Raw genomic sequence first — 12,356 nt, forward strand, 5'->3', positions numbered from 1 at the left:
TGGATTGCGTCACCGTACGACCTCCTCCGCGTCCGCGTCCCGGGCCACCAGCGCGCGGTAGCCGGGTTCCTCCGCCAGCAGGCGGCGATGGCCGCCGCTGGCCGCGACCTTGCCGTCGACCAGGTAGTGCACGGTGTCCGCGTGGTCGAGGACCAGCGGGGACGTCGTGGTGACCACCGTCGTACGGCCCGTGCGCTCGGCGTGCAGCCGCCGCGCGACCGCCGCCTCCGTGTGCGCGTCGAGCGCCGAGGTCGGCTCCACCGCGAGCAGCACCTCGGGTTCGGCGAGCAACGCCCTTACCAGCCGCACCCGTTGACGCTGTCCCCCGGAGAGGCTGCGCCCCTGCGCGGCCACCGCCGAGTCCAGCCCCTCCGGCAGCCCCTGCACGATGTCGTCGGCGGCGGACGCGTGCACGGCCTGCGCCACCGCCTCCGCCGGCCGCTCCCGGCGCCCGGAGACCACCTCCGTCAGCGGTCCGGCGAACAGGTCGGCCTCGTTGTCGGCGACCAGGATCCGCGCCCGCACCTGGTCCAGCGGAATCCCGTCGAGCCGCACCCCGCCCCAGGTCGCCACGGACGGCGCGTACCGCCCGAGCCGGTCGACCACCGCCAGCGCGTCGGCGGGCCGCGCACCGACCAGCGCGGTCAGCCGCCCCGGCAGCACCCGCACCCCGGAGTCGGGATCGTGCAGAGCGGCCGGTTCGGCGGGCGCGGCCAACTCCCCGGTGTCCGGCACGGGTTCGAGCAGCAGCAGCCCTACGACCCTCCGCGCGGCCACCACGCCCCGGCTCAGCTCGTAGACCATCTGCACGAAGAAGGCCACCGGGCCGATCAGGACCGCCACATAGCCGTACACGGCGACCAACTCACCGATGGAGAGCTGTCCTTGGGCCGCCAGCCGGGCCGCGAGCCAGGTCACCACGGCGAGGAACAGCGTCGGCAGCCCCACCCCGATCGCCTGCACCCAGCTGGCCACCGAGCCCACCCGGTACCCCTGCACGCGCAGCCGCTGCGAGTCACGGCGGAACGCGTCCGCGAACAGCCCTTTGCCGCCCAGGCCGTTGAGGACGCGCAGGCCGCCCGCGAGGTCCCCGATGCGCGCGGTCAGCACGCTCTGCCGCTCCCGGTACTCCGTCTCCACGCTCTGCAGGCGCAGCGTCAACGGTCCCGCGAGCAACGCGATCACCGGCACACCCAGCAGTACGACGGCCGCGAGCGGCGCCGAGATCGACAGCAGCACGCCGGCGACCACGCCGTAGACGACGAGGGCGCCGAAGCCGGGGCCGACGACGGTCAGGGACTGGGCGATCGTCCATACGTCGCCGACGCCGGTCGTGATCACCTCGCCGGCCTGCGCCCGTCGCGACAGCACGGCGCCCAGCCGGACCGTCTGGCCGACGATCAGCTTGACCGTGCGGAAGTTGGCGTCGATCCGGACCCGGGTCATCGTGCGGTGCCGCATGATGCTCAGCCACGAGTTGACCGCGCCGACCGCGAACAGCACCCCGGTCCACCAGGCCAGCGCGCCCAGGTCGCCCGGCACCAGCCCGTCGTCGACCGCTCGGGACATCAGATACGGCGCCGCCGCCATCAGCACCATCCAGACGCTCGACAGCAGCGCCCCGGACACCGCCCGCCCCGGCTGCCGCCGCACCAGCCACCACAGGAACCGCCAGCCGCCCCGACAGTCGGGTGTCCCGGGATCCTCGTACGCGTCGATCATGTGCCTCCTTGCTCAGGCTGCCGAGGGCGCGCAGCCGAAAGCGGTCCGGGTGTGGTTGGAGACAACGAAGATTACCGAGCGTGAGTGCGGTTGCCCATCGAATATCGCGTGCGAAGGAGCCGGTACGCAGGCTGCGCGTACCGGCCCGTCAAGCCGACTTCGTCTGCGTGTCCTGCGGGTTCACCTGCAACGCCGATGAGAACGCAGCAGTCAATGTCGCGGCAGGGCAGGGCGGGATCCCCCGCCCCAGGCGTACCGCCGGTGCCGGAGGGGCGACAGCGGCCACCAGCCGCTCGAACGCCCGTGAACCTCAACCCGCCTGGGTTGGAATCCCTCTCTTTTAAGAGGCGGAGGATGTCAACACACGAGCGCTCCGTCGGCCACGGCGAGGGCGCTCGCGATGCCGGAGATCAGACCGATCGGGCAGTCGCCGGGCACGCGCATCCGGTCGTCGTCCATCCCCCCTTCGCCTACCCGCTCCGGCCCGACGAACGGCCGCCCGCCACGGCCCAGGACGCGGAGGCGGCGAGGGCGGCCGTGTTGTCCCTGTCGTCCGTCGCGGCGATCCGCCGTGAGAAGGCTCCGTCGCGGTTGGGGCATCCCGACGCCAGGATCGTCGCCGTCTGCGAACGGGACTTCGGGGCGGCTTACTTGAAGATCCTGGTCGCGATGCCCGGGGCTCCGGACCTGGCGGTTGAGGGCTTCGATGAATTGGCGGTCACCGGGGACCTCCGGGCCATGCTGGCGGCGGCCGGTATCGATCCCGAACTGCTGGGTGAGGACGAGGAGTTCGGCGGCGAAGGGCTCTTCGACTACGACGGGCCGCTGCACGTGCTGACGGGCGGGGCGTTGTCCTTCTACGCGGACGAGGAGCGCCTGGAGTCGGCGTTCGTCGTCGATCGCGGCGAGGAGGGCGAGGGGAGTATCGGCGAGGTGTGGTTTCCCTGGGTTCCGGACACCGCGCTCACGCCAGGCTGTCCCGCCAAGCCCGGTGCAGATCCGCGAACCGTCCGGTGCCCGCGATCAGTTCGGCCGGTGTGCCGTCCTCGACGACCCGGCCGTGTTCCATGACCAGCACCCGGTCCGCGATCTCGACCGTGGACAGCCGGTGGGCGATCACGACCGCCGTACGGCCGCGCAGGACCGTCGACATGGCGCGCTGTACGGCCTGTTCGCCCGGGATGTCGAGGGAGCTGGTCGCCTCGTCGAGGATGAGGACGGCGGGGTCGGCGAGCAACGCCCGTGCGAACGCGACGAGTTGGCGCTGACCGGCCGAGATACGGCCACCCCGTTTGCGTACGTCCGTGTCGTAGCCGTCGGGCAGCGCGCTGATGAAGTCGTGCGCGCCGATCGCCTTCGCGGCCCGCTCGATCTCCTCGCGGGGTGCGTCCGGGCGGCCGATCGCGATGTTCTCGGCGACCGTGCCGGAGAACAGGAACGCCTCCTGCGTCACCATCACCACCCCGCGCCGCAGTTCGGGCGCGGACAGCTCGCGCAGGTCGACGCCGTCGAGCAGGACCCGCCCGTCCGAGGGGTCGTAGAAACGGGCCAGCAGCTTGGCCAGGGTGGACTTGCCGGCGCCGGTGGAGCCGACGACGGCGACGGTCTGGCCGGCGGGGAGGGCGAGGTCGAAGACGGGCAGGACCTCGCCGCCGGTGCGGTAGGCGAAGCGGACACCGTCGAAGACGACCTCACGGCCGGGCTGTTCCGACTCAAGTGCCGGGAGCTGCACAGGTGTTGAGGGTTCGGGGACGGACGGGACCTGGGCGAGGAGACCCGCGATCTTCTCCAGGGAGGCGGCGGCCGACTGGTACGAGTTGAGGAACATGCCGAGCCGGTCGATCGGGTCGTAGAGCCGCCGTAGGTACAGCACCGCGGCGGCCAGCACGCCCAGCTCCAGTGAGCCGTCCGCGACCCGGGTCGCGCCCCACAGCACGATCACCGCGACGGCCGTGTTGGCGACGAGGCGGGAGCCGGTGACATAGCGGGCCATCTCCAACAGGGCGTTGCCGTTGGACCGTTCGTGCTGTCGGTTGAGGACCGCGAAGTCGGCGTCGTTCACGTCCTCGCGGCGGAACGCGCGCACCGGGCGGATGCCGTTCAACGTCTCCACGAACTTCACGATCACGCGCGCGATCGCCGTGGACCGCACCGCGTACACCCGCACCGCGCGCCGCTGGTAGACCCGCACCAGCAGGTACAACGGCGCGAACGACGCCACCGCGACCGCGCCGAGACCCAGGTCGAGCCAGAGCAGCATCGCCGAGATGTACACGAACGACAGGATGACCGTGATCAGTTCCTGGAGCCCCTCGCTGAGCAGTTCGCGCAGGGCCTCGATGTCCGTGGTGGAACGGGAGATGAGCCGGCCGGACGTGTACCGCTCGTGGAAGTCGATGCTGAGCGCCTGCGCGTGCCGGAAGATACGGCCGCGCAGATCGAGCAGCACGTCCTGGTTGACGCGCGCGGAGGCACCGATGAACGCGTACTGCAGCCCGCCGGAGATCAGCGCGCAGAGCAAATAGCCCGCTCCGACGGCGATCAGCGGACCGCGGTCGTGATCGCGGAACGCGGGCACCGCCCGGTCGATGGCGTACGCCACCAGCAGCGGGCCCATCTGCACGGCCGCCTGCTGGAGCAGCAGGAGGAGGGTCGTGACGGCGACCCGCGCCTTCATCGGGGCGAGCAGCGAACGCAGGAGCGCGGCGGTCGCGCCCGGGGGAGTGGGCAGGACGTCGTGATCGAAGGGGTCGCCTGCGGCGGGCGGGCGCGGGGGTTCGTGGTCGTCGTCGCCGGTGGTGGGGGCGGAGGTGGTGGCCGCGGTCATCGTTCGTCCCCCTGGTGCTCGACCCCCGACATGAGATGCGCGTACTCCGCGTTCGTCCGCAGGAGTTCCTGGTGCGTGCCCACCGCCGTGATGCGGCCGTCGGACAGCAGGGCCACGCGGTCGGCCAGCAGGACCGTGGACGGGCGGTGGGCCACGATCAACGCCGTGGTGTCGGCGAGGACTTGGCGGAGGGCGGCCTCAACGGCGGCCTCCGTGTGGACGTCCAGCGCGGAGAGCGGGTCGTCGAGGACCAGGAAGCGGGGTTTGCCGACCACCGCCCTTGCCAGCGCGAGGCGTTGGCGCTGGCCGCCGGAGAGGCTCAGGCCCTGTTCGCCGACCTGGGTGTCCGTGCCGTGCGGCAACGCGTGCGCGAAGTCGGCCTGGGCGACGGCCAGTGCGCGCTCCAACTCGGGCTCTCCCGCGCCCTCTTCGGCTCCCATGAGTACGTTCTCCCCCACACTCGCCGAGAACAACGTCGGTTCCTCGAAGGCCACGGCGACCATGGCGCGCAGCGTTTGGCGGGACATGGCCGTGATGTCCTCGCCGTCCAGTGTGATGCGGCCCGACGTCACCTCGTGGAGGCGGGGGACCAGTGCGGTGAGTGTGGTCTTGCCGGTGCCGGTGGCGCCGACGAGGGCCATGGACTCGCCGGGTCTGATGTGCAGGTCGATGTGGTCGAGGATCGGTGGGGAATCGGGTGGGGCGTCGGGGTAGCGGAAGGAGACGGTGGAGAAACGGATGCCGTCGTTTTCGGGTGCGGGCCGGTGGGAGCTGGTCACGCTCCGCGGCGGAGCCGCATATCGATACAGCCCCGCGCCCCTTTGGGGCGCCTCCCCCGAGGGCGTCACATCGATCTCCGGCGCCACATCCATCACCTCGAAGAACCGCTCCGTGGCCGTCGCCGCCTCCTGGCTCATCGCCAGCAGGAAGCCGATCGACTCCACCGGCCAGCGCAGCGCGAGTGCCGTGGACAGGAACGCCACCAGCGTTCCCGCCGACAGGTTGCCGTCCGCGACCTGCACCGTCCCCAGTACCAGCGTCGCCCCGAGCGCCAGCTCCGGCAGGGTGACGATGACACCCCAGATCATGGCGAGCAGCCGGGCCTTGTGCAGTTCGGTGCCGCGCAGGGTCCGGGACAGTTCGCGGAAGGCCCGCGCCTGGCTGCGGTGGCGGCCGAAGCCCTTGATGATCCGGATGCCGAGCACGCTCTCCTCGACGACCGTCGTCAGGTCGCCGACCTGGTCCTGCGCGAGGCGCGCCACGTGCGCGTACCGCCGCTCGAAGACCACGCACGTGATGACCACCGGTATGGCGGGCCCGAGGATCACCAGCCCCAGCGTCCAGTCCTGGAGCAGCATGATGACCACGCCCACCAGGATCGTCACCGCGTTGACCAGCAGGAACGTCAGCGGGAAGGCGAGGAACATGCGCAGCAGCATCAGGTCGGTCGTGCCCCGGGACAGGAGCTGGCCCGACGGCCACCTGTCGTGGAAGGACACCGGCAGCCGCTGCAGATGCCGGAACAGATCCGCCCGCATCTCCGCCTCGACATGCGACAACGGCCGCGCGACCAGCCACCGCCGCAGCCCGAACAGCCCCGCCTCCGCGATCCCGAGCAGCAGCAGATACAGCGCCCCGAGCCACACGCCCGCCGTGTCCCGGTCGGCGACCGGCCCGTCCACCATCCACTTCAGGACGAGCGGGAACACCAGCCCCGTACAGGACGCGACGACGGCGACCCCGGCCGCGGCGAACAGCCGTACCCGCACCGGCCGGACGTACGGCCACAGCCGCGCGAGCGTACGGACGGCGGAACGGTCCTTGGTGGTTGCATGTGTCGTCGACATCACGGGCGAGCCTACGGACCACCACTGACAGTGCCCACCGAGTTTTGGCCGACCAGGGGTCGCGTGGGGAGTCGTAGCGGGACATCAACCGATCGGTTGATGCCCCTTCGAGCGCGATGGCCGATGTGCCTGACCCGGCCCCGGCGGGACCCTCGGAACATGCCAGCCACACCAGTCATCGAAGTCACCGCACTACGGAAGTCCTACGGCGGCCGGGCCGTCGTCGACGGTGTCTCGTTCGCCGTCGAGGAGGGCGAGATCTTCGGGATCCTCGGCCCGAACGGCGCCGGCAAGACCACCACCGTCGAGTGCGTCGAGGGCCTGCGCGTCCCGGACGCGGGCCGGGTCCGCGTCACCGGCCTCGACCCCGTCGCCGACCACGAGGAGGTCGCCCGTGTCCTCGGCGCCCAGCTCCAGGAGAGCGAGCTCCAGGCCAAGCTCACCGTCCGCGAGGCGCTGGAGCTGTACGCGTCCTTCTATCCGCACCCCGCCGACTGGCAGCCCCTCGCCGAGCGCCTCGGGCTGACCGCGAAGCTCACCACCCGCTTCGCGAAGCTGTCCGGCGGCCAGAAGCAGCGCCTGTTCATCGCGCTCGCGCTGATCGGCAACCCCCGGGTCGTCGTCCTCGACGAACTGACCACCGGCCTCGACCCGCGCGCCCGCCGTGACACCTGGCAGCTCATCGAGGACGTGCGGGCGAGCGGGGTCACCGTCCTGCTCGTCACCCACTTCATGGAGGAGGCACAGCGGCTCTGCGATCGGATCGCCGTGATCGACAAGGGGCGAGTCGCCGCCCTGGACACCCCGGACGGGCTGATCCGGCGCTCGGCGGGCTCCACGGTCATCAGCTTCACACCCTCCGGCCCCCTGGACGACGGTGACCTGAACGTGCTCCCCGCGCTCACGTCCGTGGCGCGCAAGGACGGCCGGATCACGCTCTCCGGCTCCGACGAGACCGTCAACGCCGTCATCACGCTGCTCGCCCGCAACCACATCACCGCCCACCAACTCCGCGTGTCCGACGCCACGTTGGACGACGCGTTCCTGGACCTGACGGAGGTCACCGCATGAACACGGCCGTCCTGCGCACCGAGTTGAGGCTCTTCCGCCGCGAACCGGGTGCCCTCTTCTGGATCCTGCTCTTCCCCACCCTGCTGCTGGTGATCCTGGGCTCCATCCCGGGCTTCCGCCACCACGAGGCGGACCTGGGCGGCCTGCGCACCGTCGACGTGTACGTCCCGGTCACCGTCCTGCTCGGCATGATCGTCGGCGCGCTCCAGTCGATGCCGCAGAACCTCACCGGCTACCGCGAACGCGGCATCCTCCGCCGCATGTCCGCCACCCCGGTCCGGCCCACGGCTCTGCTCTCCGCCCAGATGGTGGTCTACGGCACGGCGGCCCCGGCCTCCGCCCTGTGCGCGCTGATCGTCGGACGGCTGGCCTTCGACGTACGACTGCCGAAGCAGCCCGGCGGCTACCTCCTCGCCCTGGTCCTCGCGGTCCTGGCCGCGCTCGCGCTGGGAGCGGTGGTGTCCGCGCTGTCCCGGACGACGAAGATCGCGGGTGCGATCGGGTCGGCCGTGTTCTTCCCGATGATGTTCTGCGCGGGGGTGTGGATCCCGGTGCAGTCGATGCCGGACACGCTCGCCCGGGTCGTCGGCTACACGCCGTTCGGCGCCGCCGCCGAGGCCCTGAACCGGGCGGCGGCGGGAGACTGGCCGGGCTGGGCCCACCTGGGCGTGCTGGTCGCCTGGACCGTGCTGCTGACGGCCGGCGCCTCGCGCTGGTTCCGCTGGGAGTAGGGGAAGCGGCCGTGCAGACTGGGGAGATGACCATCAAGGACGGCCAGATCGAGCGGCGCTGGGAGCAGCTGCACACCTGGGGGCCGTACGGGCTGCTCGGCATCAGTGTCGTCCTCGCGCTCGCCTCCTCCGGTCTGTTCGACTACTCCACCGCCGAGTGGTGGGCCGGCTGGGCCCTGGCCGGTGCCGCGCTCGTCCTCCAGCTGTGGTGGCACTGCACCCGTGCCCGCCGCCCCGGCCGAGGCCGGACCCCGTCGCGGGCGGGGACGGCGTACTACGTCGTCCGTTGGGTCATCGCCTTCGCCCTCACCTGGATCGACCCGTTCTTCGCGTTCTACGCCGCCTCCGGCTTCATGGACGCCGACGAACTGATCCCGGGCACGGTGTCCCAGCGGGTCGGGTTGTTCGCGAGCGCGGTCACCGTGGCCGGAGCGCAGGCCGGCGGGCTGCCGTTCGGGAGCGCGGTCCAATGGATCCTCTTCGCGGCGCTCGTGGCCGCCAACTCCGGTCTGCAGATGGCGATCGCGCATCTCACCCAGGCGGAGACACAGCGCTCCCGCGAGCGCACCGAGACCATCACCGAACTCGAACGCACCAACACGGCGCTCCAGCAGGCCCTCGACGAGAACGCCGCCCTGCACGCCCAACTCCTCGTCCAGGCAAGGGAGGCCGGGGTCGCCGACGAGCGCCGCCGACTGGCCGCCGAGATCCACGACACCATCGCCCAGGGCCTCACCGGCATCATCGCCCAGCTCCAAGTCGTGGCGAACGCGCCGGACTTGACGACCGCCCGCACTCACCTCGAACGCGCCTCCACCCTCGCCCGGCACAGCCTCGGCGAGGCCCGCCGCTCCGTGCAGAACCTCGCCCCCATCGCGCTGGAGAACGACGGACTGCCCGAGGCGCTGAAGAACACGGTCGCGGAGTGGGGCGAACGCACCGACGTCCGCGCCGAGTTCACCGTCACCGGCACCACCGAGCAGCTCCACGACGAGGTCTCCGCGACCCTGCTGCGCATCGCCCAGGAGGCCCTGTCGAACGCGGCCCGGCACGCCCGGGCCGGCCGCGTCGGTGTGACGCTCAGCTTCCTGGGCGACGAGGTCATCCTCGACATCCGCGACGACGGCCAGGGCTTCGACCCGCTCGCGCTGCCCGACCGCACCCGCGCCGGCGGCTTCGGCCTCGACGGCATGCGCGCCCGCGCCGAACGCATCGCGGGCTCCCTCGCGATCGAGTCCGAGCCCGGTCACGGCACGGCGCTGTCGGCTCGCGTACCGTTGGTCCGCCATGAGTGACGAGTTGCTGATCTCCCTGCTGATCGTCGACGACCATCCCGTCGTACGGGACGGTCTGCGCGGCATGTTCGAGTCCGCGCCCGGATTCCGCGTCCTGGGCGAGGCGTCCAACGGCGTCGAGGCCGTGGAGCGGGCCGCAGACCTCGACCCGGACGTCATCCTGATGGACCTGCGCATGCCGGGCGGCGCGGGCGTCGACGCCATCCGCGAGCTGACCCGCCGCGCCGCCCGCGCGAAGGTGCTCGTCCTGACGACGTACGACACCGACTCCGACACGCTCCCCGCGATCGAGGCGGGCGCGACCGGCTACCTGCTGAAGGACGCCCCGCGCGACGAACTCTTCACCGCCGTCCGCGCGGCGGCGGAAGGCCGCACGGTCCTCTCACCCGCCGTCGCCTCCCGCCTGGTCTCCGCGGTCCGCAGCCCCCAGACCCCCGGCAACGAGCCGCTCTCCGCCCGCGAACGCGAGGTCCTGGCCCTGGTCGCCAAGGGCACGTCCAACCGCGAGATCGCCCGCGAACTCTTCATCAGCGAGGCGACCGTGAAGACCCATCTCACCCACCTGTACGGCAAGTTGGGCGTCAAGGACCGCGCGGCGGCCGTCGCGGTGGCGTACGACCGGGGGATCCTCGGCTGACGCGCTCAGCCGGCCACCTTCAGCAACAGCACAGCCCGCGCCGGCACCGTGATCGCCGCCCCCGCCCGGTGCACCACCCCCGGCGCCGCGCCCTGCTCCTCCCGTGACGTGTCGACGACCACCTCGTACCGCTCAGCCCACGGCGGCCCCGGCAGCACGAAGCTCACCGGCCGGTGGCCCGCGTGCAGGACGGCGAGGAAGCTGTCGTCGACGATCGGGGCGCCGCGTTCGTCGCGGCCGGGGATGTCCCGGCCGGAGAGGTACATACCCAGGGTGGCGGCGGGCGCGTACCAGTCCCGTTCCGTCATCTCCGCGCCGCGCGCGGTGAACCAGGCCAAGTCCCTTATGCCGTCCGCCGAATGGGCCCGCCCGGAGAAGAACGCCCGGCGGCGCAGCACCGGGTGGCGGTGGCGCAGGTCGATCAGCCGGGCGGTGAGGTCGGTCAGCGCACGCCAGCCGGGGTCCTCCCGCAGACTCCAGTCCACCCAACTGATCTCGTTGTCCTGGCAGTAGGCGTTGTTGCTGCCCCGCTGCGTGCGCCCCAGCTCGTCGCCCGCGACCAGCATCGGCACGCCCGTGGAGAGGAGGAGGGTGGTGAGAAGGTTCCTCAACTGCCGTCGCCGGAGCGCTTTTACGCGTTCGTCGTCCGTCTCACCCTCGACCCCGCAGTTCCAGGAGCGGTTGTCGTCGGAACCGTCCCGGTTGCCCTCGCCGTTGGCCTCGTTGTGCTTGCGTTCGTACGACACCAGGTCCCGCAGCGTGTAACCGTCGTGCGCCGTGATGAAGTTGACCGAGGCGTAGGGGCGACGGCCTCCCCACGCGTACAGGTCGCTCGACCCCGACAGGCGGTACCCGAGGTCCCGTACGTCCGGCAGCGCGCCCCGCCAGAAGTCCCGGACGGCGTTGCGGTAACGGTCGTTCCACTCCGTCCACAGGGGCGGGAACGCGCCCACCTGGTAGCCGCCCGAGCCGACGTCCCAGGGCTCGGCGATCAGCTTCACCCGTCGTAGCACCGGGTCTTGAGCGATCACGGCGAGGAACGGGGACAGCATGTCGACGTCGTGCATCGAGCGGGCCAGCGCCGCCGCGAGGTCGAAGCGGAAGCCGTCGACGCCCATCTCGGTGACCCAGTAGCGCAGGGAGTCGGTGATGAGCCTGAGCACGTGCGGCTGGACGACGTGCAGGGTGTTGCCGCAGCCGGTGTAGTCCGTGTAGCGGCGGGCGTCGCTCTGGAGGCGGTAGTAGCCGCGGTTGTCGATGCCCTTCAACGACAACATCGGGCCCAACTCGCCTGCTTCCGCGGTGTGGTTGTAGACCACGTCGAGGATGACCTCGATACCGGCCTCGTGCAGGGCCCGCACCATCCGCTTGAACTCGCCGACCTGCTGCCCCGCGGTGCCGGTCGCCGCGTAGGCCGCGTGCGGGGCGAAGTAGCCGATGGAGTTGTAACCCCAGTAGTTCTTCAGGCCCTTGCGCAGCAGATGGTCCTCGTGTGCGAACTGGTGGACGGGCAGCAGTTCCACGGCCGTCACGCCCAGCTTCACCAGGTGCTCGATCGCCGCCGGGTGCGCCAACCCGGCGTAGGTGCCCCGGAGTTCCTCCGGTATGCCGGGGTGCAGCTTGGTGAAGCCGCCCACATGCAGCTCGTAGATCACCGAGTCCGCCCACGGTGTCTTCGGTCGGCGGTCGTCCATCCACTCGTCGTCGGTCGTGTCGTCGTGGACCACGACGCCCTTCGGGACGTAGGGCGCGGAGTCCCGGTCGTCGCGCACGGTGTCCGCGACCTGCTGCTGCGGCCAGTCACGGACGTGCGCGTACACCTCGGGCGGCAGCCCGCTGTGCAAATTTTCTATGGCACCGTCCACCGCCCGCGCGTACGGGTCGAGGAGCAGCTTCGCCGGGTTCCAGCGGGCGCCGGTCCACGGGTCCCAGCGGCCGTGCACCCTGAAGCCGTAGCGCTGTCCCGGCATGACGTCCGGCAGGAAGCCGTGCCAGATCTCGTGCGTCAGCTCGGTGAGCGGGACCTTGGTCTCCACGCCCTCCGGGTCGAACAGGCACAGCTCGACCGCCTCCGCACCCCCCGCCCACAGCGCGAAGTTGGTGCCCGCCACCCCGTCCGGGCCGACCCGGAACCGGGCCCCCAACGGCATCGGCGTCCCCGGCCACACGGGCACCGGCGGCCCCGTGTGCGGGGAGCCGTTCAGAACGGGGGCGGCGCGTGGCGCC

9 protein-coding genes are annotated in these 12,356 nt (G+C 71.4%); 5 read left to right on the forward strand and 4 right to left on the reverse strand.

Going from position 1 to position 12,356, the window contains the following annotated elements:
• Positions 1 to 9 precede the first annotated feature (9 nt).
• On the reverse strand, positions 10 to 1,722 hold the full coding sequence (locus ACFWP5_RS40305; protein ID WP_384168742.1) for an ABC transporter transmembrane domain-containing protein: 1,713 nt from the start codon (positions 1,720 to 1,722) through the stop codon (positions 10 to 12).
• 354 nt (positions 1,723 to 2,076) lie between these two features.
• On the opposite strand from ACFWP5_RS40305, the gene ACFWP5_RS40310 reads away from it, so the two are divergent.
• A complete protein-coding gene (locus ACFWP5_RS40310) occupies positions 2,077 to 2,793 on the forward strand; it encodes a DUF6333 family protein (protein ID WP_384168745.1) in 717 nt (238 codons plus the stop codon).
• Here ACFWP5_RS40310 and ACFWP5_RS40315 read toward each other — a convergent pair.
• Positions 2,687 to 4,549, reverse strand: coding sequence for an ABC transporter ATP-binding protein (locus ACFWP5_RS40315; protein WP_384168749.1), 1,863 nt, complete (start codon positions 4,547 to 4,549; stop codon positions 2,687 to 2,689). The genes ACFWP5_RS40310 and ACFWP5_RS40315 overlap by 107 nt on opposite strands.
• Positions 4,546 to 6,396, reverse strand: coding sequence for an ABC transporter ATP-binding protein (locus ACFWP5_RS40320; RefSeq protein ID WP_384168752.1), 1,851 nt, complete (start codon positions 6,394 to 6,396; stop codon positions 4,546 to 4,548). Before ACFWP5_RS40320 ends, ACFWP5_RS40315 begins: the two co-directional genes overlap by 4 nt.
• A gap of 159 nt (positions 6,397 to 6,555) precedes the next feature.
• On the opposite strand from ACFWP5_RS40320, the gene ACFWP5_RS40325 reads away from it, so the two are divergent.
• The 4 genes from ACFWP5_RS40325 to ACFWP5_RS40340 are packed head-to-tail and all read left to right on the forward strand — an operon-like array spanning position 6,556 to position 10,130.
• Positions 6,556 to 7,467, forward strand: coding sequence for an ABC transporter ATP-binding protein (locus ACFWP5_RS40325; protein WP_384168755.1), 912 nt, complete (start codon positions 6,556 to 6,558; stop codon positions 7,465 to 7,467).
• Positions 7,464 to 8,198, forward strand: coding sequence for an ABC transporter permease (locus tag ACFWP5_RS40330; RefSeq protein WP_384168757.1), 735 nt, complete (start codon positions 7,464 to 7,466; stop codon positions 8,196 to 8,198). Before ACFWP5_RS40325 ends, ACFWP5_RS40330 begins: the two co-directional genes overlap by 4 nt.
• Before the next feature lie 26 nt (positions 8,199 to 8,224).
• Positions 8,225 to 9,493 carry a sensor histidine kinase gene (locus ACFWP5_RS40335; protein ID WP_384168760.1) on the forward strand — a complete coding sequence of 423 codons (1,269 nt, stop codon included), beginning with the start codon at positions 8,225 to 8,227 and terminating at the stop codon, positions 9,491 to 9,493.
• Positions 9,486 to 10,130 (forward strand): response regulator, encoded by a 645-nt coding sequence (locus tag ACFWP5_RS40340; protein WP_384168763.1) that lies wholly within the window; start codon positions 9,486 to 9,488, stop codon positions 10,128 to 10,130. Before ACFWP5_RS40335 ends, ACFWP5_RS40340 begins: the two co-directional genes overlap by 8 nt.
• Positions 10,131 to 10,135: 5 nt before the next feature.
• Here ACFWP5_RS40340 and glgX read toward each other — a convergent pair.
• Positions 10,136 to 12,356: glycogen debranching protein GlgX (glgX, locus tag ACFWP5_RS40345; protein ID WP_384168766.1), on the reverse strand; the 2,221-nt coding region annotated here is incomplete at its 5' end.

It is taken from the genome of Streptomyces sp. NPDC058469 (assembly GCF_042721125.1).
Lineage (GTDB): Bacteria > Actinomycetota > Actinomycetes > Streptomycetales > Streptomycetaceae > Streptomyces.